A 21,698-nucleotide genomic window follows, 5' to 3' on the forward strand; every position below is an offset into this window, starting at 1 on the left:
ACGGCAGCCAGCATGAAATCCATCCCCACCCCGCTCGCGCGACCCCATCGTCGCGAACGATTGGGCCGTGCGAAAGAAGGTAGGGCGGCATGAGCCCTGGCCTCGGGGCGGGCAGGCGCTCGGCGGCCGCCAAGCTGCTCCTGGCCGCGTTCGCCCTGGCGGCGGCGGGTGACCTGGTGGCACTGCTGGCGAACTCGGACGCGGCGCACGCGGTCTTCAAGCCGCTGCTGATGCCGCTCCTGGCGGCGTACGTGGTCACGGTCAAGGGCCCGCGCCTGCTGACCGTGGCCCTGCTCTTCGGCTGGGGAGGCGACACGCTCCTGCTCTTCGACGCGGACGCCGCGTTCCTGGCGGGAATGGGCTCCTTCGCGGCGGGCCACGTCTGCTACCTGATCCTCTTCAAGCGTCACGGCTTCGCGCGTCACGGCTTCACCCGCCGCGGCACGTCACGCGCGCGTGGAGCCTGCCTGGTGGCCGCGTACGCCACCGCCCTCGTCGTCACGGTCGCCCTCCTGTGGCCGGACCTCCCGCCGGACATGCGCGGACCGGTGGCGGGCTACAGCCTCCTGCTCACGGCGATGGCGTTCGGCGCCACGAGGCTGGGCCTCACCGCGGCGGCCGGCGGCGCGCTGTTCCTCCTGTCGGACACGCTCATCGCGACCGGCGTCGCCGAGTGGCCGCAGGCCCCGCGCCCCGACTTCTGGATCATGCTCACCTACATCGCCGCCCAGTTCCTGCTGGTCCGCGGCGTATTGGCGGCGCAGCACCAGCAGCCCCAGCACCCCCGAACAGCTCAGCGGCTCACCAACGAATCGGCAGCGGCAACGCCGTCAGCAGAGCCGACACCGCCACCACGAACCCGAGCATGATGACCTCCCAGCGCGCGGGGGAGTACGCCGAGACCGGATCGGGGGCCCTGCGCAGCCGTCGGCGCGCGAGCAGCGCCAGGACGGCCACGGCCGCCACGAGGAGCACCTTGGCGAGCAGCGTGCGTCCGTAGGCCGTCTCCGTCAGCTGGTCGACGACCGTGCCCGGCGGCATCCGCCGCAGCGTGCTGAAGACGCCCGTCACCGTGATCGCGGCGAGGAACACGGCCGCCACGCGCGCGTAGAGCCCCAGTACCGCCGCGCCCGCCTCCGGGGCGAACGTCCGCCACAGCCGCAGCATCCGAAGGACCTGCAGCAGGCCGCCCGCCCACAGCACCCCGCAGGTCAGATGCACCAGAGTCAGGCCGGTGCCGATGAGCGGGGTGTCCTCCACCGGGGGGTGGGCCCGCAGCGCCTCCGCCACGATCACCGCGCCCAGCGGGAGCGCGGCGGTGGAGGGGCGGCGCGAGCGCGAGCAGAGCAGCGCCACGATGAAGGCGTTGACCTCCAGGAGCGCCAGCCTGCCGTCCCGCGTCGCGTAGAGGCCGCCGATGTCCATGTCGGAGGGCTGGTGCGGGACCAGATTGCCGGTGGCCACCACCGAAGCCAGGCCGAGCGCCGCGACCAGGCCCGCGCCCGCCGCGTACGCCGCCCAGCTGCGCGGCTCACGGTCCAGCGGCGCCCCCGGAACGCGGCGCGCGAGCCGGATCGCGTACACCTCGCCCAACTGCACGCAGAGCGCGGCGAACATGACCGTCCGCAAGAAGGTGATCCCGGCCGTGCCGGGCGCCTTCGCCTCCCCGGTGCCGTTCAGCGCCGCCGAGGGGCCGAGCAGCGGGACGGCGGCGGCGACGGCCACCAGGATCAGCACGGCGACGGCATGCCCCGTCGAGGGGCGGCGCGGTGCGCGATGCGAGGCGGCCGCAGCGCCACCCGGGGCTTCGCCACCGGGATCGGCGGACGGTTGTATGGAACTCACCACATGATCTTCACCAGGCACCCCCTAACCGGGCAAGTCCTGGCAAACAACTGGCGGCTCCCCATTCCGCCCGACAGGCCGCCTACCCCACCGTGTCCGTGCCGGTTTCCCCCCGCGTGGCCGCGGACCACCACAGCCTGACCGATGTCTGCGGGTCCGACGGCCGCAGCTCCCACCCCTGGGCGGTCGCGGTCTCGACCACGTAGTGGCCGCCCACACCGCGGTAGACGCTCCACGGGATCTCACACTCGACGGGCCAGAGCGGCTTGTCCGGCCCACGGGGCGCCGACGCCCGGGCCGTCCAGCCGCCGATGACCTCGTCGACCCGCGCGCGGTGGTACGCCGTGTCCCCTTCATGGCGCATCTCCGGCCAGGTCACGCACCAGCCCGGCAGCCGGAGGCGCGCCAGCATGCGGTCCGACAGGGCGTTGAGCTTCCTCCCGCCCGAGCTGCTCGCCGCCTCGGCGATCTCCGCGAGCAACAGGACCACGATGACCCCGGCGATCACCACCACCGCGAGGACGCACCACACCGGTATGTACGCGATCATGCCGACGAATCCGAGCACCAGCCGCCACCGGGGGCGGACGGGCGCCGCCACCCAGTGCTCCGTGCCGGTCTGGACGAACCGGGAGTCCTTGTACTCATACATGGAACGAGATCCTCTCGCGAAGGGCCGGGCGGTCAGCGACCGCCCGGCCCGACTCCTCGCGCAGGAGGGCTACTTCCGCACGGCGTCAAGCGCGTCGATCATGCCCACGCCGTAGAAGCCGTTCCTGTTCTTGCCGCCCTCGCACACCGCGTCGACCTTGCCGTCGGCGTCGATGTCGTACGGGTCGGTGCACTTCATGGCGTCGGCCCCGCCGTAGAGCAGCGCCTTCACCGTCGACGAAGACGCGTACGGGTGGGCCGACTTGATGAGCGCGGCGACGCCCGCGGCGTGCGGTGACGCCATCGACGTACCCGCCTTGTAGCCGAACTTGCCGCCCGGCAGCGTCGACAGGATGCGGCCGTCCGTGGCCGGTGCGTCCGGCGTCTGGAACCGCGTCGAGTCACCGCCCGGCGCGGCGATGTCGATGACGCCCTTGCCGTAGTTCGAGTACGAGGACTTGATGCCCTTCGCACCCGTGGCCGAGACGGTCACCACACCCGGAAGCTGCGACGGAAGGTCGAGGCAGTCCGCGGTCTTGATGACCCGCTCCGTGGGCGTCGTGTCGTCGGGGCTGGAGTCGTCGACGATCTCGTCCTGCGCGAGGTCCGTCTTGGCGTTGCCTGCCGCCGCGACGTTCACCGCGCCCTTGCGCTCCGCGTACCGGGTGGCCCGCCCGACGGCGTCGACCAGGGCCTTCTGGTCGTCGTCCGTCTTGCAGTTGAACAGCCACGGGTCGGTGTAGTAGCTGGAGTTGGTGACGTCGACGCCGTGATCGGCCGCCCACATGAAGCCGCAGACGACGGCCTCCGTGTAGTACATGCCGGTCGCCGGCTCGGCCACCTTCAGGCTCGCCACCTTCACGCCCGGAGCGACACCGGTGACGCCGGTGCCGTTCTTCGCGGCGGCGATGGTGCCCGCCACGTGCATGCCGTGGTCGCTCTCCCCGCTCACCGGACGCCACGCGCTGTCCTTCTGCACGGGCACGCCGCCCAGACAGCTCGCGGACGCCTTCGCGTCGAAGTTCGGCGCGATGTCCGGGTGCGTGTCGTCCACGCCGGAGTCCAGGACGCCGACGGTGACCCTGGAGCTGCCGAGCGACTCCTTGTGGGCCTTGTCCGCCTTGATGGCGGGCAGGTCCCACTGGAGCGGCTCGAGCTCGTCCTGGCCCGCGCCCGCCTCCCCGGCCGCCTGCTCCGCCTCGGCGGCGGTCAGGGGCCGGTCGGCCTCGAGGGCGTCGTCGGACTGCGCGGACAGCGGAGCCGTACGAGTGGCTCCCGCCGACGCGACGCCCTTCGCCCCGCGGATCTTCCTGGCGAAGTCCGCGTCCGACGAGTGGACGACGATCACGCCGATCCTGTCGTACGCGATCACGACCTTGCCGCCCGCCTTGGCGATGGCCCTCTTCACGTACGCCGTCGTCTTGGCGGACGGTGAACCACCGTGTCCGGCGCGGACGTTGACGACGTAACTCATCGACGTGCCGTCCGTGAGCGAGCCCAGGGCGGACACGGCCGACGACACCGGGGCGCCGGGACGGGCCGCGGCGTCGGGCTGTGCCGACGCCGTGCCCGGCAGGAAGGCGACGGCCGAGGCCACCGCCATGCCGAGCGGGAGTGCGAGCACGCGGCGGGAGCGCGTGAAGGGTGCGGTCATGGTGCGCGCGCCCCTCACTTCTTCTTCACGGCGTCGAGCGCGTCGACGATCCCACTGCCGTAGAAGCCGTTCTTGTTCTTGCCGCCCTCGCAGACCGCGTCGACCTTGCCGTCACCGTCCGGGTCGTACGGCGTCGTCGGGCAGCCCGGGTTGTCGGCCTGCTTCTTGAGAAGGCGCTGCAACTCGGCGGGGCTCGCCTTGGGGTGCGTCGACTTCAGGAGCGCGGCCACGCCCGAGGCGTGCGGCGAGGCCATCGAGGTGCCCTGCAGCCAGCCGTACTCGTTGCCCGGCATCGTGGAGAGGATGCGGCCGTTCTTCGACGGGGTGTCGGCCGGGATCTGGTACTTGTCGCCGCCGGGGGCCGCGACGTCGATGACGCCCTTGCCGTACGTGGAGTAGTACGACTTGAGGTCCTGCACGCCCGTCGCGCTGACCGTGACCACACCCGGGAGCTGCGTCGGGAGGTCGAAGCACTCGGACGGGTCGATGGTGCGCGGCACCGGCGTCGAGTCGTCCGGGCTGGAGTCGTCCAGGATCTCGTCGGCGGCGAGGTCGTGGTTGGAGTTGCCCGCCGACGCGAGGTTCAGGGTGCCCTTCTTCTGGGCGTACAGCTGGGCACGGTTGACCGCGTCGACGATGGCCCGCTGGTCCGGGTCGTCCATGCAGTTGTAGAGCCACGGGTCCACGTAGTAGCTGTTGTTCGTGATCTCGATGCCCTTGTCGGCGGCGAACACGAACGCGCAGACGACGCTCTCCGGGTAGAACAGCTCGCTGACCGGGTCGGCCACCTTGATGCCGGCGACCTTCACGCCGGGGGCGACACCCGCGACGCCCACGTTGTTGCGGGCGGCGGCTATCTCGCCGGCCACGTGCGTGCCGTGGTAGTGGTCGGGCTTCTCCGGACGCCAGGCGCCGGCCGAGGTGTCCGCCTTGCCGCCGACACAGCTCGCCGACTGCGAGGCCGAGAAGTTGGGCGCGAGGTCCGGGTGGGTGTCGTCGACTCCGGTGTCGATGACGCCGACGGTGACCTTCTTGCTGCCCGGGTTGATCTTGGCTGCCTTGTCGGCGCCTATCGCGCGCAGGTCCCACTGGTCGGCTTCGAGGGGCTCGGCGGCCGAAGGGGCCTGCGCCTTGAGCGCCTTGGCCTCGGACTTCGACAGGAGGGTCGGGGCGCCCTCCTCCGTGGTGCCCGCCGCCGTCAGGGGCGAGGTGCGTGTCGCGCCCGCGGACTGCACGCCCTTGACCTTGCGCAGCTGCTTGCCGAAGTCGGGGTTCGCGGAGTGGGCGACGATCACGCCGATCTTCGGGTAGGCGACGACGACGGTGCCGTCCGCCTTGGCGATCGCCCGCTTGACGTACGCGATCGTCTTGGAGTCCGTGCGGGTGTTGACGACGTAGGCCAGCTTCGGGGCCTCGGCCTTCGCGGACGCGGTGGCGGGGGCGTCGGGGGCCGCGGTCGCGACACCGGGAGCGAAGCCGACCGACGCCGCGAGCGCGATGCCGAGGGGCACGGTGAGCGCGATGCGACGTCTGGAACGCAGATGAGCCATGGGATCTCCACATCATCCGGATACGTGAACTGCCCGAACACACCAAGTGATCGGGCAGGTACATGACGGGCTGTGCAGGGTGAAGCTATCCCCCGAACTCCCAGGCCAGCAATGGATTCCGGAAGAAAACGATCCAACACACCGCGCCGGGCGCGCCGTCGAGACGTTGAACAGGTAACGGAAGCAACATCGACCCCTGTCGGATCACGTCCCGTGGCCTTAGCATCGCCATCCGTGGCTCACGTGATCCGCGTCACTGCTGGATCGAAGAGAGCCAATGGATCAGCTGTCCGTCCCCACCGCACCCGCACCACGAGGAGAAGACTCCGTGGCCCCCGAAGCATCCCCACCGTCCAAGGACGGAGTAGCCCCCGCCCCGCACGCGCCGTCCACGGAAGAATTCCTCCAGGAGCAAGCGAGTCCCGAGTTCGGTGAACTCCGCAAGGCACACCGCTCGTTCGCCTTCCCGCTGACCGTCGCCTTCATCCTCTGGTACCTCGCGTACGTCCTGCTCTCGAACTACGCGGGCGACTTCATGGGCACCAAGCTGTTCGGCAACATCAACGTCGCCCTGGTCCTCGGCCTCGCGCAGTTCCTGACCACGTTCCTCATCGCCTGGTTCTACTCGCGCCACGCCGCCGCGAAGCTCGACCCCAAGTCCGAGGCGATCAAGTCCCGTATGGAGGCCGGCGCATGAGCCCCGCGCTGAACACCACTGTCCTGGCGGCGGCGTCCGACGCCTCCGAGCACCGGGCGCTGATCATCAGCCTCTTCGCGGCCTTCGTCGTCGCGACCCTCTTCATCACCGTCTGGGCGGGGCGCCAGACCAAGAGCGCCGCCGACTTCTACGCGGGCGGCCGCCAGTTCACCGGTTTCCAGAACGGTCTGGCGATCTCCGGCGACTACATGTCCGCCGCGTCCTTCCTCGGCATCGCGGGCGCCATCGCCCTCTTCGGGTACGACGGCTTCCTCTACTCCATCGGCTTCCTGGTCGCCTGGCTGGTGGCGCTCCTCCTGGTCGCCGAGCCGCTGCGCAACTCCGGCCGGTACACGATGGGCGACGTGCTCGCCTATCGCATGCGCCAGCGCCCGGTGCGCACCGCGGCGGGCACCTCCACGATCGTCGTCTCGATCTTCTACCTGCTCGCGCAGATGGCGGGCGCCGGTGTCCTGGTCTCGCTGCTGCTCGGCATCACCAGCGACGCGGGCAAGATCCTGATCGTCGCCCTCGTCGGCGTCCTGATGATCGTCTACGTCACCATCGGCGGCATGAAGGGCACCACCTGGGTGCAGATGGTCAAGGCCGTGCTGCTCATCGCGGGCACCGTCCTGATCACCTTCCTGATCCTGCTGAAGTTCAACTTCAACGTCTCCGACCTGCTCGGCACCGCCGCCTCCAACAGCGGCAAGGGCTCGGCCTTCCTGGAGCCCGGCCTCAAGTACGGCGCGAGCGGCACCTCGAAGCTGGACTTCCTCTCGCTCGGCATCGCCCTGGTGCTCGGCACGGCGGGCCTGCCGCACATCCTGATCCGCTTCTACACGGTGCCGACCGCCAAGGCCGCGCGTAAGTCCGTGAACTGGGCGATCGGCATCATCGGCTCCTTCTACCTGATGACGATCGTCCTCGGCTTCGGCGCCGCCGCGCTGCTCAAGCCCGGCGACATCATCGCCTCGAACAAGGCGGGCAACACCGCGGCACCGCTCGCCGCCCTGGAGATCGGCGGCGGTGGCGACTCCGCCGGCGGCGCGATCCTGCTCGCCGTGATCTCCGCGGTCGCCTTCGCCACGATCCTCGCGGTCGTCGCGGGTCTCACCCTGGCCTCGTCGTCCTCGTTCGCGCACGACATCTACGCCAACGTGATCCGCAAGGGCAAGGCCACCGAGAAGGAGGAGATGAAGGCCGCTCGCTGGTCGACCGTCTTCATCGGCATCGTCTCCATCGCGCTCGGCGCCCTGGCCCGTGACCTCAACGTGGCGGGCCTGGTGGCCCTCGCCTTCGCCGTAGCGGCCTCCGCGAACCTGCCGACGATCCTCTACAGCCTGTTCTGGAAGCGGTTCACCACGCAGGGCGCGCTCTGGTCCATCTACGGCGGACTGATCGCGGCCGTCGGCCTGGTGCTGTTCTCGCCGGTCGTCTCCGGCAAGCCCACCTCGATGTTCCCCGACGCCAACTTCGACTTCTTCCCGCTGGAGAACCCGGGCCTGATCTCCATCCCGCTGGGCTTCCTGCTCGGCTGGCTCGGCACGGTCCTGTCGAAGGAGAAGGCCGACAAGGGCAAGTACGCGGAGCTGGAGGTACGGTCCCTGACGGGAACCGGAGCCCACTGATCCGCCTGCGTTCCACCTGAAACACGCACGTCAGCGGCCGCGTCGTAGATCGTTGGTAGATCTCTACGACGCGGCCGCACCGCTCCTCGTGGGATCGGGCCCCCCTCGCTGTCAGTCCCGTCACGTAGGCTCGTGTCATCTGAACCGAACGGCTGAACAGGATCAGGGAGGGGGCCCACGTGCTCATCGACACCTACGGCCGAGTGGCCACCGATCTGCGGGTTTCGCTGACCGACAAGTGCAATCTGCGGTGCACGTACTGCATGCCCGAAGAGGGCCTGCAATGGCTGTCCAAGTCCGAGCTCCTCAGCGACGACGAGATCGTCCGCCTCATCCGGATCGCCGTGACGCGGCTCGGCATCACCGAGATCCGCTTCACCGGCGGTGAGCCGCTCCTGCGCCCCGGCCTGGTCGGCATCATCGAGCGCTGCGCCCAGCTGGAGCCGCGCCCCAAGATGTCCCTGACGACGAACGGCATCGGGCTCAAGCGCACCGCCGCCGCCCTCAAGGCCGCGGGCCTCGACCGGGTGAACGTCTCCCTGGACACCCTGCGCCCCGACGTCTTCAAGACCCTCACCCGCCGCGACCGCCACAAGGACGTCCTGGAGGGCCTTGAGGCGGCCCGTGACGCCGGCCTGACCCCGGTCAAGGTCAACACGGTCCTGATGCCGGGCCTGAACGACGACGAGGCCCCGGACCTCCTCGCCTGGGCCGTCGAGAACGACTACGAACTGCGTTTCATCGAGCAGATGCCCCTGGACGCCCAGCACGGCTGGAAGCGCGACGGCATGATCACCGCGGGTGACATCCTGCAGTCGCTGCGTACGCGCTTCGAGCTCACCGAAGAGGGCTCCGGCGAGCGCGGCTCCGCACCGGCCGAGCGTTGGCTCGTGGACGGCGGACCGCATCGCGTCGGCGTCATCGCCTCCGTCACGCGCCCGTTCTGCTCGGCCTGCGACCGCACCCGGCTGACGGCGGACGGCCAGGTCCGCACCTGCCTGTTCGCCACCGAGGAGACCGACCTGAGGGCGGCCCTGCGGGCCGACGGCGAGGACAGCGAGGACGGCTCGGACGAGGCGATCGCCCGCATCTGGAAGCTCGCGATGTGGGGCAAGAAGGCGGGCTCGGGCCTCGACGACCCGACGTTCCTGCAGCCCGACCGCCCGATGTCGGCGATCGGCGGCTAGGGCTCGCCCTGGCGCGCGCTAGCTCTCCGGGGCTTCCCACTCGGCGAGCGGCACGACGTCCTTCAACATGCTGCGTACGCCCAGGAATTGAGAGAGGTGCTCGCGGTGTTCCTCACACGCGAGCCACGTCTTGCGGCGCTCCGGCGTGTGGATCTTCGGGTTGTTCCACGCCAGCACCCACACGGCGGCGGCGCGGCAGCCCTTGGCGGAACAGATCGGTGTTTCGTCGCTCACGAATGACGTCCAAGTGCGTTCAAAACAAGGCGACGCCGAGCAGCCACGGGGGGAGCTGCCCGGCGTCGGTCTGTCGCTCCGACGGGGGATGCGGAGCGCGTACGAAGTATGTCACGGGGGACCCGGTGCCTGGCACCGGAACCACATGATTGATCTGAGCTTTTCTTGAGCTTGGCGCATCGTCGACGGTCAGTTCTGATGGCCTGACGGAGCGTTGGGCTCACCCGGCACGGGGCCCGCGCCGGCTTCCGGGACGGGTTCCGCGGACTCCTCGCGCGGGGGCGGCGGCGCGAGCATCGGCCGGGACGGCGCCGGTACGAAGGTCGACGGCAGGGAGGGGATGTTCTCCCGCCCGGCGTTGGCGATCACGACGGAGATGTACGGCAGGAGGATGCCGAGCACCAGTGCGACGAGGGCGACATGCCGCTCGACGTTCCACAGGACCGCCGCGGCAATGACCGAAAGCGTACGGATCGACATCGAGATCACGTACCGCCGCTGCCTGCCCCGCACGTCGTCCGCGAGTGACTGCCGGGCCCCTGTGATCCGGAAGACCTGGGCGCCGCTCTGCTTCCGCATCACATTCCACCGCCTGCTCACAAGAAGCCGGGCGCTCCCCGGCCCGGACGCGCTCCACGTTACGCCGGGGCTGCGCAGCCTTCGAGACCGGGGCAGGCCTCTTCTCGGTGTCCTGTCTGCGTCATGCCACGTATGGGGGTGCCCGACATGCGCCGTATGGAGGATCGGTCGAGACTTGCCGTAATGCTCATGTTGAGCCGAATGAGGAGGCAGCTATGAGCTGGTTGTGGGCCATCATCGTGGGATTCGTGCTGGGGCTGATCGCCAAGGCGATCCTGCCCGGGAAGCAGCACAGTCCGCTCTGGCTGACCACGATCTTCGGCATCATCGGCGCGATCATCGGCAACTCGCTTGCCTCGGCGTTCGGCATCGATGACACCAAGGGCATCGACTGGGGTCGACACGCCCTGCAGCTCGTGGCGGCACTCGTCGTCGTGGGCGTCGGAGACATGGCGTACAAGATGATCAAGGGCAACAGGCAACGCGCCTGACCTGCGTGAACACGGCATGCGAGAGGGGCCGGTCCCTTCGGGCCGGCCCCTCTCGTGCGCAAACGGGAACGCGGGTCAGCCTGCCGTGACCTCGACGGCCGCCAGGTTCTTCTTGCCGCGGCGCAGCACGAGCCAGCGCCCGTGCAGCAGCTCGTCGCGGGACGGGACGGCGTCCTCGGAGGCGACCTTCGTGTTGTTCACGTAGGCACCGCCCTCCTTGACCGTGCGCCGGGCCGCCGACTTGCTCGCCACCAGGCCGACCTCCGCGAGGAGGTCCACCACCGGGCCGAGCTCGGCGACCTGGACACGCGGTAGCTCCGAGAGGGCCGCGCTCAGCGTCGCCTCGTCGAGGTCGCCCAGCTCACCCTGACCGAACAGGGCCTTGGAGGCGGCGATGACCGCGGCGCACTGGTCGGCGCCGTGCACCAGCGTCGTCAGCTCCTCGGCGAGCGCGCGCTGGGCGGCGCGGGCCTGCGGGCGCTCCTCGGTGAGCTTCTCGATCTCCTCGAGCTCCTCGCGGGACTTGAAGCTCAGGATGCGCATGTACGTCGAGACGTCCCGGTCGTCCACGTTCAGCCAGAACTGGTAGAACGCGTACGGCGTGGTCATCTCGGGGTCGAGCCAGACGGCGCCGCTCTCGGACTTGCCGAACTTGGTGCCGTCCGCCTTGACCATCAGCGGCGTGCCGACGGCGTGCACCGCCGCGTCCGGCTCCAGGCGGTGGATCAGGTCGATGCCCGCGGTGAGGTTGCCCCACTGGTCGCTGCCACCGGTCTGCAGCGTGCAGCCGTGGCGCCGGTAGAGCTCCAGGAAGTCCATGCCCTGGAGGAGCTGGTAGCTGAACTCCGTGTACGAGATGCCCTCCTGGGACTCCAGGCGGCGGGCCACCGAGTCCTTGGTCAGCATCTTGTTCACGCGGAAGTGCTTGCCGATGTCCCGCAGGAACTCGATCGCGGACATGCCCGCGGTCCAGTCCAGGTTGTTGACCATCACCGCGGCGTTCTCGCCCTCGAAGGACAGGAACGGCTCGATCTGCGAGCGCAGCCGGGCCACCCAGTTCGCGACCGTCTCCGGGTCGTTCAGGGTGCGCTCGGCGGTCGGCCGCGGGTCACCGATCTGGCCCGTGGCGCCGCCGACCAGCGCCAGCGGGCGGTGGCCCGCCTGCTGGAGCCTGCGGACGGTGAGGACCTGCACCAGGTGCCCGACGTGCAGGCTGGCCGCGGTCGGGTCGAAGCCGCAATAGAACGTGACGGGGCCGTCCGCGAGCGCCTTGCGCAGTGCATCTTCGTCCGTGGACAGGGAGAAAAGGCCCCGCCACTTCAGCTCGTCGACGATGTCCGTCACGGTCTTGTGTCTCCTTGAAAGGTTTCTGGCCGGTCGAAAGGCTTGAGGCTGCTGGCCGGTACCGGCTGGCACCGGCCAGTCTATGGGCGTCACACGCCTTGGCTGACCGAGCTCATGTTGAAGTCGGGTACGCGCAGCGCGGGCATCGCGGCCCTGGTGAACCAGTCGCCCCACTCCCTGGGCAGTGTCTTCTCCGTACGCCCGGCCTCCGAGGCGCGGCCGAGCAGGTCCACCGGCGACTCGTTGAAGCGGAAGTTGTTCACCTCGCCCACCACCTCGCCGTTCTCGACGAGATAGACGCCGTCCCGGGTGAGGCCGGTGAGCAGCAGGGTCGCCGGGTCGACCTCGCGGATGTACCAGAGGCAGGTCAGGAGAAGACCGCGCTCCGTGCCCGCGACCATCTCCTCCAGGGTGCGGTCGGAGCCGCCGTCCAGGATGAGGTTGTCGATGGCCGGGGCCACCGGCAGACCGGTGAGGCTCGCGCTGTGCCGGGTGCTGGTCAGGTTCGCCAGCTCGCCCGCGCGCACCCACTCGGTGGCGGCCAGCGGCAGCCCGTTGTCGAAGACGGAGGAGTCACCGCCCGAGGCGTGCGCGAGCACGAACGGCGCGGACTCCAGGCCCGGCTCGTTCGGGTCGCTGCGCAGCGTCAGGGGCAGCTCGGCAAGGCGGTCGCCGACGCGGGTGCCGCCGCCCGGCTTGGAGAACACCGTCCGGCCCTCGGCCGCGTCCCTGGCCGACGCCGACCACAGCTGGTAGATCAGCAGGTCGGCGACGGCGGTCGGCGGAAGCAGCGTCTCGTACCGCCCCGCGGGCAGGTCGACGCGCCGCTGGGCCCACCCCAGGCGCTTGGCGAGCTCCGCGTCGAGCGCCGCCGGGTCGACGTCCTTGAAATCCCGGGTCGCACGCCCCGCCCACGCCGACTTCGTGCGGTCGGGGGACTTCGCGTTGAGCTCCAGGGTGCCGTTGGGCTGGTCGTGCCGCAGGCGCAGGCCCGTCGACGTCCCCAGGTAGCTCGACACGAGCTCGTGGTTCGCGAAGCCGTACAGCTCGCGTCCGCCCGCGCGGGCGGTGGCGAACGCCTCGCCGAGCGCGGGGGCGAAGTCGTCGAAGACCGTGGAGGACGTCTCCAGGGGTGCGTCCCTGAAGTTCGACGACTCCTTGCTCCCGGCCACCAGCGGCTGCGCGTCCTCGGCGGGACCGGCGCCGCGCGCGGCGTGCTCGGCGGCGCGGACCAGGGGTTCGAGATCGGCGGCGGTCACCGCCGAGCGCGAGACGACGCCGGACGCGGTGCCTTCCTTGCCGTCGACGGTCGCGACGACGGTGAGGGTGCGGCCGCGGGTGACGCCGTTCGTCGTGAGGGCGTTGCCCGCCCAGCGCAGATTCGCGGTCGAGTGCTCGTCGGCGATGACGACGCAGCCGTCGGCGGTGGACAGTTCGAGGGCACGCTCGACGATCTCGTGCGGCTTGTTCGTACGAGAGCTCATCGACCCGCCTCCTGCGTCGTGTTGAGGATGTTCACGCCTCGGAACAGGGCCGACGGGCACCCGTGCGAGACCGCCGCGACCTGGCCGGGCTGGGCCTTGCCGCAGTTGAAGGCGCCGCCGAGCACATACGTCTGCGGGCCGCCGACCGCCGCCATCGACCCCCAGAAGTCGGTGGTCGTCGCCTGGTACGCGACATCGCGCAGCTGGCCGGTGACGCGGCCGTTCTCGATGCGGTAGAAGCGCTGTCCCGTGAACTGGAAGTTGTACCTCTGCATGTCGATCGACCAGGAACGGTCGCCCACGACGTAGATGCCCCGGTCCACGCCCGCGATCAGATCCTCGGTGCCGAGCCCGGCCGGATCCGGCTGGAGCGACACGTTCGCCATGCGCTGCACCGGCACATGGCCGGGGGAGTCCGCGTACGCGCAGCCGTTGGACCGCTCGAAACCGGTGAGCCTCGCGATGCGCCGGTCCAGTTGGTAGCCGACCAGGGTGCCGTCCTTCACCAGGTCCCAGGACTGCCCGGCCACGCCCTCGTCGTCGTACCCGATGGTCGCGAGGCCGTGCTCGGCCGTCCTGTCACCCGTCACGTTCATGATCGACGAGCCGTAGGCGAGCTTGCCGAGCTGGTCGAAGGTGGCGAACGACGTCCCCGCGTACGCGGCTTCGTAGCCGAGCGCGCGGTCCAGTTCCGTGGCGTGGCCGATGGACTCGTGGATGGTCAGCCAGAGGTTCGAGGGGTCGACCACGAGGTCGTACGAGCCGGCCTCCACGCTCGGCGCCCGCATCTTCTCGGCGAGGTGCTCCGGGATGCGCGCGAGCTCGGCGTCCCAGTCCCAGCCGGTCCCGGTGAGGTACTCCCAGCCGCGCCCGACCGGCGGCGCGACGGTCCGCATCGAGTCGAACTCACCGGTCGTCGAGTCGACCGCGACCGCGGTGAGCTGCGGGTGCAGCCTGACCCGCTGTTGCGTGGTCACCGTCCCCGCCGTGTCCGCGTAGAACTTGTTCTCGTGCACGGTGAGCAGCGAGGCGTCGACGTGCGAGACGCCGTCGGCGGCGAGCAGCCGCGAGCTCCACTCGGCGAGCAGCCCGCTCTTCTCCTCGTCCGGCACGGAGAAGGGGTCGATCTCGTAGGCCGACACCCACGTCTTGTCGGCGTGCACGGGCTCACTGGCGAGCTCCACGCGCTCGTCCGACCCCGCGGCCCTGATGACCTTCGCCGAGAGCTTGGCCATCTCCACGGCCCGGGACGCGACCTTGGCCGCCGCGTCCATCGTCAGATCGACGCCGGAGGCGAATCCCCAGGTGCCGCCGTGCACGACACGGACCGCGTAGCCCAGGTCCGTGGTGTCCGACGTGCCGGACGGCCTGGCGTCCCGAAGCCGCCAGGACGCGCTGCGTACCCGCTCGAGACGGAAGTCCGCGTGGTCCGCCCCCAGGGCCCGCGCGCGGGCCAGCGCGGCGTCGGCCAGAGCCCTGAGCGGCAGCGCCGTGAAGGCTTCGTCGATGGAATGAGGCACGGGTGTCTCCCTGCTGTCGGCACCGGTCGGTCAGATCATGTCGCGCGTGAGGGTCCGGCGGCCAGCGTTTTCTGTAGGGACCCGACAGGGAGTCCGGTACGCCACTGTCGGTCGTCGATTCTCCGTATGGAGCACCGTACCGATAGGTTTTCGAGGTACCAGACCGCTATCGAAAGGGTGATCCGTTGAGCCGCTCGGTTCTCGTCACCGGAGGAAACCGGGGCATCGGCCTCGCCATCGCCCGCGTCTTCGCCGACGCCGGCGACAAGGTCGCGATCACCTACCGCTCGGGTGAACCGCCCCAGGCCCTCACGGAGCTCGGAGTCCTCGCCGTCAAGTGCGACATCACTGACGCCGAGCAGGTGGAGCAGGCCTACAAGGAGATCGAGGAGAAGCACGGTCCGGTGGAGATCCTGGTGGCCAACGCCGGGATCACCAAGGACCAGCTCCTCATGCGGATGTCCGAGGAGGACTTCACGTCCGTCCTCGACACCAACCTCACCGGCACCTTCCGTGTCGTGAAGCGCGCCAACCGCGGCATGCTGCGCGCCAAGAAGGGCCGCGTCGTGCTGATCTCCTCGGTCGTCGGCCTGATGGGCGGCCCGGGGCAGGCGAACTACGCCGCCTCCAAGGCGGGCCTGGTCGGCTTCGCGCGCTCGCTGGCCCGTGAGCTCGGGTCGCGCAACCTCACTTTCAACGTCGTGGCGCCCGGTTTCGTCGACACCGACATGACCAAGGCGCTGACCGTTGAACAGCGGTCGAACATCATGGCGCAGGTGCCGCTCGGCCGTTACGCGCAGCCCGAGGAGATCGCCGCCGCGGTGAAGTTCCTCGCCTCGGACGACGCGTCGTACATCACTGGAGCCGTCATCCCCGTTGACGGCGGATTGGGCATGGGTCACTGATCACCATGAGCGGAATTCTCGACGGCAAGAAGATTTTGATCACCGGCGTGCTGATGGAGTCCTCCATCGCGTTCCACGCGGCCAAGGTCGCGCAGGAGCAGGGCGCCGAGATCATCCTCACCGCCTTCCCGCGCCCCACGCTCACCGAGCGCATCGCCAAGAAGCTGCCCAAGCCCGCCAAGGTCATCGAGCTCGACGTGACCAACCAGGAGCACCTCGACCGGCTCGCGGGCCTGGTCAAGGACGAGCTCGGCGGCCTCGACGGCATCGTGCACTCCATCGGTTTCGCCCCGCAGGGCGCCTTCAACTTCCTCGAGGCGACCTTCGAGGACGTCGCGACGGCGATGCACGTCTCGGCGTTCTCCCTGAAGTCGCTCACCATGGCGTGCCGTCCGCTGATGCCGAACGGCGGCTCCGTCGTGGGGCTGACCTTCGACGCGCAGTTCGCCTGGCCGAAGTACGACTGGATGGGCCCGGCCAAGGCCGCCCTGGAGGCCACGAGCCGCTACCTCGCCCGCGACCTGGGCAAGGAGAACATCCGCTGCAACATGATCTCGGCGGGTCCGATCGGCTCCATGGCCGCCAAGTCCATCCCGGGCTTCGCCGACCTCGCCGACGTGTGGAACACCCGTTCCCCGCTGGACTGGGACATGGCCGACCCGGAGCCCGCGGGCCGCGGCATCGTCGCGCTGCTCTCGGACTTCTTCCCGAAGACGACCGGCGAGATCATCCACGTCGACGGCGGCGTGCACATGATGGGTGCCTGACGTCCGACCAGGCAGTTTGTACGTTCCTGACGCCCCGTCCCCCGCATCGCGCGGGAGGCGGGGCGTCGCCCGTTCGGCCCACTGACCAGGCGCGGTCGGGGCAGGGCCGCGCACCCTGAAGTGTGCGCCCGTCATCTCCTGCGGTGCTCGCCGCTCTCACCCTGCTGATCGCCCTGTCGTACGGCGCCGCCTCGCACGCCGTCGGAGGAGCGAAGCCTCCACGCGCGCGCGTGGAGGCCGCCGAACCGCGGCCCTTCGGCGCGGAGTGCCGCACCAGCGTCGAGGGCTCGGACGCGGTCGTGCACTGCCACAACCCGTATCCGGAGACCGACCGGGTGCGGCTGCACGTGGAGTGCGAGCAGTGGTGGGACATCGACAGCGACGGCGTGGCCGTCGAGGCGGGGCCCGCGCAGACCGTGCGGCTCACGGGGCGGTGCTGGAAGGAGATCCGGGCCGTCTGGGTCAGCCACGAGAAGTGAGGGCCGGGGGAGAGGGATTTGAGGGCTGGGGGATTCAGGGGTGGGTGGGGTCCTCGAAGAGTTCCCTGCGGCACATGAAGGGATATCCCGCGGCCTCCTTGGCCGCCGCCTCCGCGTCGTTCTCGCGGATCGCGTCGACGAGCCGGGCGTGGTCCATGTGGCTCTCGGGGGTCAGCTCCTCGCCGATGTCCTCGCGCAGCCAGTCCACCATCACCTCGCCGAGGTCGGCGTACATCGCCGTCATCGCGTCGTTGTGCGACGCGGCCACGACGGCCAGGTGGAAGGTGGCGTCGGCTGCCACGAAGGCTTCGGCGTCACCCGAGGCCCAGGCCTCCTCGCGGCGCTGCAGGAGGGTGTCCAGCTGCTTGAGGTCACGCTCCGTGCGGCGCTGCGCGGCCAGCTTCGCCGCGCTCGACTCCAGCGTGCTGCGCAGCTCCGCGATGTGCCGCGGGTCCGTCTCGGCGAACCTGCGCTGCATGACGCCGGCCAGTTCGCTGGTCGCGACCACATAGGTGCCCGAGCCCTGGCGGATGTCGAGCAGGCCGTTGTGCGCGAGGGCGCGGACCGCCTCCCGGACGGTGTTGCGCGCCACGCCCAGCTGCTCGACCAGCTCGGGCTCGGTGGGGATGCGGGAGCCGACCGGCCACTCGCCCGTGGAGATCTGGTTGCGCAGCTCGGCGATGACCTGCTCGGAGAGCGCCGATCGGTGAGGGGTGGTCAGTGGCATGACGTTCCTTCGTGCGCGAGATGGCGGGCGGGGCGCGAGATGACGGGCGGGGCCGTGCGGGACGAGGTTACGGGTGATGTGACGCGATCGGATTGGACAGCCAATCATCCCATGATTCTATGATGGCTCCATGGCTAGTGAGGAATCCACGACGATGACACCGACACAGACGACACCGACACGCACCGGCGCGGCCACCGGGGCGGCTGAGAAACAGCCCCCCACGCGCGCGTGGGCGACGCGTCTCGTCATGGTCGGCATCGTCCTGGCCGCCCTCAACCTCCGTCCGGCCATCACCAGCCTCGGCTCCCTCCTCGAAGAGGTGCGTGACGGGCTCGGCATGAGCGGCACGCTCGCCGGGCTGCTCACCTCCGTCCCGCCGCTCTGCTTCGCGATCTTCGGGGTGATGGCACCGCGGCTCGCCCGCCGGTTCGGCCCCAGCGCGGTCGTCTGCGCGGGCATGGTCGCCATCGCCACGGGGCTGGCGATCCGCCCCTTCCTCGGCGGCACCGTCGGCTTCCTCGCCGCGAGCGCGCTCGCCCTCATGGGCATCGCGGTCAGCAACGTCCTGATGCCGGTGATCGTCAAGCGCTGGTTCCCCGACCGGGTCGGCTCGATGACCGGGCTCTACTCGATGGCGCTCGCCCTCGGCACCTCGCTGGCCGCGGCCATCACCGTGCCCATGACCGATGCGCTGGGCGGCAGTTGGCAGAACGGACTCGTGGTGTGGGCGGCGCTCGCCGTCGTCGCCGTCGTGCCGTGGGTGCCCCTCGTCCGGGACAAGAGCGCCGCGTCGGCCGCCCCGGAGCACGTCAGCTCCGAGGTGCGCCAGGAGGACGCGGGACTGCGCATCACACGCAGCCGTACGGCATGGGCGCTGGCCTGCTTCTTCGGGCTCCAGGCCACCGCCGCGTACATCACGATGGGCTGGATGCCGCAGATCTTCCGCGACGCCGGGGTCCCGGCGGGGGAGGCCGGCGTGCTCCTCGCCGTCACCATGGCGATGGGCGTCCCGCTGGCCTTCGTCATCCCGCGGGTGGCCACCCGGCTGCCGAACCAGGGCCCCGTGGTGGTCGTGCTCGGCGCCTGCGGTCTCGCCGGATACGCGGGCCTCTACCTCGCCCCCGAGAGCGGCGCCTGGGCCTGGGCCCTGCTGCTCGGCGTCTCCAACTGCGCCTTCCCGCTGGCCCTGACCATGGTCGGCATGCGGGCCAAGAGCAGCGTGGGCGTCGCCAAGCTCTCGGCGTTCGCGCAGAGCACGGGCTATCTGATCTCGATCCCGGGGCCGCTCCTGGTGGGCGTGCTCTACCAGCACAGCGGCGGCTGGGGGCTGCCGATCGCGCTCATGGCGGGCCTGATGGTGCCGCAGATCGTGGTGGGCATCCTGGCGGGCCGCAACCGCACGGTCGAGGACGAGGTCGCGGCGGCCGCCTGACCCCGGCGGCCACCTGCCCCGACGGTGCAGCCTCGGACCCCCGGCGGCGACCCCGCGGACAAAGGGTGCGAGACTCTCCCCATGCCAGTGCTCGACCCGAACCCCCAGAACGGCCAGAAGAAGCTGCTCCTCGTGCTCGGAGCGATGCTGGCCATCACCGTGATCATCGGCATCATCGCCTCCATCGCCTCGCCGTGAACTGACCCCGGCGGGGCCGATGGTGGGGTTAGCACCACCATCCCCTAGGGGGCCAGTGTCAGGGTCAAGTGGGTGGATCACCGGATGTGCTGAGGGTCGCCGAATCCGTACCTTCGAGATGTGCCCGCGAGGACGCGGCACGCAGGACTCGAAGACCACGGAGGCGGCATGTCGGCCCGTTCGCACACTCGGCGCCACCCCGGAGCCCCGAAGGATTCCGCGAGCGTCGAGATCCAGCTTCCGTGGTGGGCCATCGCCCTCCCCGCCGTCGCCTTCGCGGCCCTGCTCCTGCTGATACTGAACCCCGCCGACGCACACGCGGCGAGCGGCGATCCTGTGGTCACGCACGTGCTCGAACGCATCCAGGAGACCGTGTTCCGTACGACCTCGTAACCTGCCCCGGCCGGACGCCGTCACCCGTCGCGGGGCAGCACACCAACTCCCTGCGCCCGCTGGCGGGTTTCATGCGAAGCTGGGACGCATGAGCGTCGCAGAACCCCGCAGGATTGTCCTTTTCCGGCATGCGAAGGCCGACTGGCCGCAGGTGACCGACCACGAACGGCCCCTTGCGGAGCGCGGCCGCAAGGATGCCCCCGTGGCCGGGCGCAAGCTCGCCGACAGCGGCATCCCTTTCGACCTGGCCCTCTGCTCGACCGCCGCCAGGACCCGCGAGACATGGAAGCTCGCCGTCCATGAGCTGCCGCACAGGCCCAAGACCGTCTACGAGGAGCGGCTGTACGAAGCCTCTCCGGGCGAGCTGATCGCCGTGCTCAACGAAACCCCGGACGACGTACAGAACGTCGTGCTGATCGGCCACAACCCCGGAGTGCAGGGGCTCGCCGACATCCTCGCGGGCAAGGCCGAGGGCGACTCGCGTACGCGAATGGACCGGCGCGGCTTCCCGACCGCGGCCTTCGCCGTCCTGACGTACACCGGCTCATGGAAGGCCCTGGAGCCGGGCGTCGGCACCCTCACCGACTACTGGGCGCCCTCCGACTGACCTCTGACGCACATACACCGATGGCCCCGGTACCGCTGCGGTACGGGGGCCATCGGTGTAGGGCGCGACGAAGAAGCCGTGCCGTCGTCGCTCTGACGTCAGTCGGTGTGCGTGTCCGCCGCCTCGACCTCTTCACGGGTGACACCGAGGAGGTAGAGGACGGTGTCGAGGAAGGGAACGTTCACCGCGGTGTGTGCGGCCTCCCGGACGACGGGCTTGGCGTTGAAGGCGACCCCGAGCCCGGCCGCGTTCAGCATGTCGAGGTCGTTGGCGCCGTCGCCGATCGCGACGGTCTGCTCCAGCGGGACCCCGGCCTCGTCGGCGAAGCGGCGAAGCAGCCGGGCCTTGCCCGCGCGGTCCACGATCTCCCCGGTCACCTTGCCGGTGAGCTTGCCGTCGACGATCTCCAGGGTGTTGGCCTGGGCGAAGTCGAGGCCGAGACGTTCCTTCAGATCGTCGGTCACCTGGGTGAACCCGCCCGAGACGACGCCCACTTGGTAGCCGAGGCGCTTGAGCGTGCGGATGAGGGTGCGGGCGCCGGGGGTGAGGCGGACCTCGGTGCGGACCTTGTCGACGACCGAGGCGTCGAGCCCGGCGAGGAGCTCCACGCGGGCGTGCAGGGACTGCTCGAAGTCCAGTTCGCCGCGCATCGCGGCCTCGGTCACCTCGGCGACCTTGTCCTCGCAGCCCGCGTGCGCCGCGAAGAGCTCGATCACCTCGTCCTGGATGAGGGTCGAGTCCACGTCCATCACGATGAGCCGCTGGGCGCGGCGGTGCAGGCCCGCGGCGACGACGGCCACGTCCACGCCGAGCTTCGCGGCCTCCAGGGCGAGGGCGGTGCGCAGCGGCTCGGTCTCCGTGCCGGAGACGGCGAACTCCACCGCCGTGACGGGGTACTTGGCGAGCCGGAAGATGCGGTCGATGTTGCCGCCGGTCGAGGTGATGCTGGCGGCGATGGCGGCCGTCGACTCGGCGGTCAGGGGGTGACCGAGCACGGTGACATGGGAGCGGCCGAGGCCGCGCGGGCGGTTGTCACCGATGCCCGAGATGATCTCGGCCTGCATCTTCAGGGAGTCGGCCCAGCTGTGTACGGTGGACCGCAGGTCGCCCTCCAGGCCGGCCGGCGGCTCGGTCACGAGCGCGCACAGCACTATGCGGCCACGGGTGACGACCTGCTCGATGTCGACGACGTCGACGGAGTAGGCGGCGAGGGTGTCGAAGAGGCCCGCGGTGATTCCGGGACGGTCCTTGCCGAAGATCTTGACGAGGAGCGTGGGGACATCGGCGGGCTGCGGGGGCTGCGAAGCGCTCATGGTGAGG

General features: G+C 70.1%; 23 protein-coding genes. 12 read left to right on the top strand and 11 right to left on the bottom strand.

Annotation, left to right across the window (positions count from 1 at the left end; genetic code table 11):
- Window positions 1-89 precede the first annotated feature (89 nt).
- The gene (locus ACWFRU_RS40315) at window positions 90-869 is read left to right on the top strand and encodes a lysoplasmalogenase (RefSeq protein ID WP_453693519.1); all 780 of its coding nucleotides are present in this window, start codon (window positions 90-92) and stop codon (window positions 867-869) included.
- On the opposite strand, the gene ACWFRU_RS40320 is transcribed toward ACWFRU_RS40315, so the two are convergent.
- From ACWFRU_RS40320 to ACWFRU_RS40335, 4 genes are all read right to left on the bottom strand, one after another.
- Window positions 802-1,845, bottom strand: a complete 1,044-nt coding sequence (locus ACWFRU_RS40320; RefSeq protein WP_453693521.1) for a CopD family protein — start codon at window positions 1,843-1,845, stop codon at window positions 802-804. The two genes, ACWFRU_RS40315 and ACWFRU_RS40320, sit on opposite strands and share 68 nt — an antisense overlap.
- Before the next feature lie 82 nt (window positions 1,846-1,927).
- Window positions 1,928-2,497 (bottom strand): hypothetical protein, encoded by a 570-nt coding sequence (locus ACWFRU_RS40325; RefSeq protein ID WP_453693523.1) that lies wholly within the window; start codon window positions 2,495-2,497, stop codon window positions 1,928-1,930.
- A gap of 69 nt (window positions 2,498-2,566) precedes the next feature.
- Complete coding sequence (locus ACWFRU_RS40330; protein ID WP_453693525.1) at window positions 2,567-4,150, bottom strand: S8 family serine peptidase; 1,584 nt, start codon at window positions 4,148-4,150, stop codon at window positions 2,567-2,569.
- 14 nt (window positions 4,151-4,164) lie between these two features.
- Entirely contained in the window at window positions 4,165-5,700 is a 1,536-nt protein-coding gene (locus ACWFRU_RS40335; protein ID WP_453693527.1) for a S8 family peptidase, read from the bottom strand.
- Between the two features lie 328 nt (window positions 5,701-6,028).
- Here ACWFRU_RS40335 and ACWFRU_RS40340 point away from each other — a divergent pair, with 328 nt between their 5' ends.
- The 3 genes from ACWFRU_RS40340 to moaA all read left to right on the top strand — a co-directional run bounded on the left by ACWFRU_RS40340 (window position 6,029) and on the right by moaA (window position 9,215).
- Window positions 6,029-6,397 carry a DUF485 domain-containing protein gene (locus ACWFRU_RS40340; protein WP_453693529.1) on the top strand — a complete coding sequence of 123 codons (369 nt, stop codon included), beginning with the start codon at window positions 6,029-6,031 and terminating at the stop codon, window positions 6,395-6,397.
- Window positions 6,394-8,028 carry a solute symporter family protein gene (locus ACWFRU_RS40345; protein ID WP_453693531.1) on the top strand — a complete coding sequence of 545 codons (1,635 nt, stop codon included), beginning with the start codon at window positions 6,394-6,396 and terminating at the stop codon, window positions 8,026-8,028. Before ACWFRU_RS40340 ends, ACWFRU_RS40345 begins: the two co-directional genes overlap by 4 nt.
- Window positions 8,029-8,207: 179 nt before the next feature.
- Complete coding sequence (gene moaA / locus ACWFRU_RS40350; protein WP_453693533.1) at window positions 8,208-9,215, top strand: GTP 3',8-cyclase MoaA; 1,008 nt, start codon at window positions 8,208-8,210, stop codon at window positions 9,213-9,215.
- Window positions 9,216-9,233: 18 nt separating this feature from the next.
- Here moaA and ACWFRU_RS40355 read toward each other — a convergent pair whose 3' ends face one another.
- Together ACWFRU_RS40355 and ACWFRU_RS40360 are read right to left on the bottom strand one after the other, a co-directional pair.
- The gene (locus tag ACWFRU_RS40355; protein ID WP_363207929.1) at window positions 9,234-9,449 is read right to left on the bottom strand and encodes a hypothetical protein; all 216 of its coding nucleotides are present in this window, start codon (window positions 9,447-9,449) and stop codon (window positions 9,234-9,236) included.
- A gap of 189 nt (window positions 9,450-9,638) precedes the next feature.
- On the bottom strand, window positions 9,639-10,028 hold the full coding sequence (locus ACWFRU_RS40360; RefSeq protein ID WP_453693535.1) for a DUF3099 domain-containing protein: 390 nt from the start codon (window positions 10,026-10,028) through the stop codon (window positions 9,639-9,641).
- A 215-nt stretch (window positions 10,029-10,243) separates the two neighbouring features.
- On the opposite strand from ACWFRU_RS40360, the gene ACWFRU_RS40365 reads away from it, so the two are divergent.
- Window positions 10,244-10,519: a GlsB/YeaQ/YmgE family stress response membrane protein gene (locus tag ACWFRU_RS40365; protein WP_453693537.1), complete on the top strand. Its 276-nt coding sequence runs from the start codon at window positions 10,244-10,246 to the stop codon at window positions 10,517-10,519.
- A 75-nt stretch (window positions 10,520-10,594) separates the two neighbouring features.
- Here the strand turns inward: ACWFRU_RS40365 and tyrS are convergent, their stop codons facing one another.
- The 3 genes from tyrS to ACWFRU_RS40380 form a co-directional block, all read right to left on the bottom strand.
- The gene (gene tyrS, locus ACWFRU_RS40370) at window positions 10,595-11,863 is read right to left on the bottom strand and encodes a tyrosine--tRNA ligase (protein ID WP_453693539.1); all 1,269 of its coding nucleotides are present in this window, start codon (window positions 11,861-11,863) and stop codon (window positions 10,595-10,597) included.
- Between the two features lie 89 nt (window positions 11,864-11,952).
- Window positions 11,953-13,347, bottom strand: coding sequence for a metallopeptidase TldD-related protein (locus tag ACWFRU_RS40375; protein WP_453693541.1), 1,395 nt, complete (start codon window positions 13,345-13,347; stop codon window positions 11,953-11,955).
- Window positions 13,344-14,867, bottom strand: coding sequence for a TldD/PmbA family protein (locus ACWFRU_RS40380; protein ID WP_453693543.1), 1,524 nt, complete (start codon window positions 14,865-14,867; stop codon window positions 13,344-13,346). Before ACWFRU_RS40380 ends, ACWFRU_RS40375 begins: the two co-directional genes overlap by 4 nt.
- A 185-nt stretch (window positions 14,868-15,052) precedes the next feature.
- Between ACWFRU_RS40380 and fabG the strand changes: the two genes are divergently transcribed.
- From fabG to ACWFRU_RS40395, 3 genes are all read left to right on the top strand, one after another.
- The gene (gene fabG, locus ACWFRU_RS40385; RefSeq protein ID WP_453693545.1) at window positions 15,053-15,772 is read left to right on the top strand and encodes a 3-oxoacyl-[acyl-carrier-protein] reductase; all 720 of its coding nucleotides are present in this window, start codon (window positions 15,053-15,055) and stop codon (window positions 15,770-15,772) included.
- A 5-nt stretch (window positions 15,773-15,777) separates the two neighbouring features.
- A complete protein-coding gene (fabI, locus tag ACWFRU_RS40390) occupies window positions 15,778-16,539 on the top strand; it encodes an enoyl-ACP reductase FabI (protein ID WP_363207922.1) in 762 nt (253 codons plus the stop codon).
- Window positions 16,540-16,682: 143 nt separating this feature from the next.
- Window positions 16,683-17,018, top strand: coding sequence for a hypothetical protein (locus ACWFRU_RS40395; protein ID WP_453693547.1), 336 nt, complete (start codon window positions 16,683-16,685; stop codon window positions 17,016-17,018).
- 34 nt (window positions 17,019-17,052) lie between these two features.
- On the opposite strand, the gene ACWFRU_RS40400 is transcribed toward ACWFRU_RS40395, so the two are convergent.
- A complete protein-coding gene (locus tag ACWFRU_RS40400; protein ID WP_453693549.1) occupies window positions 17,053-17,745 on the bottom strand; it encodes a FadR/GntR family transcriptional regulator in 693 nt (230 codons plus the stop codon).
- Between the two features lie 130 nt (window positions 17,746-17,875).
- Between ACWFRU_RS40400 and ACWFRU_RS40405 the strand changes: the two genes are divergently transcribed.
- The 4 genes from ACWFRU_RS40405 to ACWFRU_RS40420 all read left to right on the top strand — a co-directional run bounded on the left by ACWFRU_RS40405 (window position 17,876) and on the right by ACWFRU_RS40420 (window position 20,378).
- Window positions 17,876-19,180, top strand: a complete 1,305-nt coding sequence (locus tag ACWFRU_RS40405; RefSeq protein ID WP_453693551.1) for a CynX/NimT family MFS transporter — start codon at window positions 17,876-17,878, stop codon at window positions 19,178-19,180.
- 81 nt (window positions 19,181-19,261) lie between these two features.
- Entirely contained in the window at window positions 19,262-19,378 is a 117-nt protein-coding gene (locus tag ACWFRU_RS40410) for an SGM_5486 family transporter-associated protein (protein WP_263974370.1), read from the top strand.
- Between the two features lie 168 nt (window positions 19,379-19,546).
- Window positions 19,547-19,771, top strand: a complete 225-nt coding sequence (locus ACWFRU_RS40415) for a hypothetical protein (RefSeq protein ID WP_453693553.1) — start codon at window positions 19,547-19,549, stop codon at window positions 19,769-19,771.
- Window positions 19,772-19,859: 88 nt separating this feature from the next.
- On the top strand, window positions 19,860-20,378 hold the full coding sequence (locus ACWFRU_RS40420; RefSeq protein WP_453693555.1) for a SixA phosphatase family protein: 519 nt from the start codon (window positions 19,860-19,862) through the stop codon (window positions 20,376-20,378).
- Between the two features lie 98 nt (window positions 20,379-20,476).
- Here the strand turns inward: ACWFRU_RS40420 and serB are convergent, their stop codons facing one another.
- Complete coding sequence (serB, locus tag ACWFRU_RS40425) at window positions 20,477-21,691, bottom strand: phosphoserine phosphatase SerB (protein ID WP_453693557.1); 1,215 nt, start codon at window positions 21,689-21,691, stop codon at window positions 20,477-20,479.
- Between the last annotated feature and the right edge of the window lie 7 nt (window positions 21,692-21,698).

This window comes from Streptomyces sp. NPDC055099, from assembly GCF_053607685.1.

Excerpts from the sequence above, each read along its gene's own strand:
- ACWFRU_RS40315 (WP_453693519.1), top strand. The coding sequence starts at position 90 with ATGAGCCCTGGCCTCGGGGCGGGCAGGCGCTCGGCGGCCGCCAAGCTG.
- ACWFRU_RS40325 (WP_453693523.1), bottom strand. The coding sequence starts at position 2,497 with ATGTATGAGTACAAGGACTCCCGGTTCGTCCAGACCGGCACGGAGCAC.
- ACWFRU_RS40330 (WP_453693525.1), bottom strand. The coding sequence starts at position 4,150 with ATGACCGCACCCTTCACGCGCTCCCGCCGCGTGCTCGCACTCCCGCTC.
- ACWFRU_RS40335 (WP_453693527.1), bottom strand. The coding sequence starts at position 5,700 with ATGGCTCATCTGCGTTCCAGACGTCGCATCGCGCTCACCGTGCCCCTC.
- ACWFRU_RS40345 (WP_453693531.1), top strand. The coding sequence starts at position 6,394 with ATGAGCCCCGCGCTGAACACCACTGTCCTGGCGGCGGCGTCCGACGCC.
- ACWFRU_RS40360 (WP_453693535.1), bottom strand. The coding sequence starts at position 10,028 with ATGCGGAAGCAGAGCGGCGCCCAGGTCTTCCGGATCACAGGGGCCCGG.
- ACWFRU_RS40365 (WP_453693537.1), top strand. The coding sequence starts at position 10,244 with ATGAGCTGGTTGTGGGCCATCATCGTGGGATTCGTGCTGGGGCTGATC.
- ACWFRU_RS40375 (WP_453693541.1), bottom strand. The coding sequence starts at position 13,347 with ATGAGCTCTCGTACGAACAAGCCGCACGAGATCGTCGAGCGTGCCCTC.
- fabI (WP_363207922.1), top strand. The coding sequence starts at position 15,778 with ATGAGCGGAATTCTCGACGGCAAGAAGATTTTGATCACCGGCGTGCTG.
- ACWFRU_RS40400 (WP_453693549.1), bottom strand. The coding sequence starts at position 17,745 with ATGCCACTGACCACCCCTCACCGATCGGCGCTCTCCGAGCAGGTCATC.
- ACWFRU_RS40405 (WP_453693551.1), top strand. The coding sequence starts at position 17,876 with ATGGCTAGTGAGGAATCCACGACGATGACACCGACACAGACGACACCG.
- ACWFRU_RS40410 (WP_263974370.1), top strand. The coding sequence starts at position 19,262 with ATGCCAGTGCTCGACCCGAACCCCCAGAACGGCCAGAAGAAGCTGCTC.
- ACWFRU_RS40415 (WP_453693553.1), top strand. The coding sequence starts at position 19,547 with ATGTCGGCCCGTTCGCACACTCGGCGCCACCCCGGAGCCCCGAAGGAT.
- ACWFRU_RS40420 (WP_453693555.1), top strand. The coding sequence starts at position 19,860 with ATGAGCGTCGCAGAACCCCGCAGGATTGTCCTTTTCCGGCATGCGAAG.
- serB (WP_453693557.1), bottom strand. The coding sequence starts at position 21,691 with ATGAGCGCTTCGCAGCCCCCGCAGCCCGCCGATGTCCCCACGCTCCTC.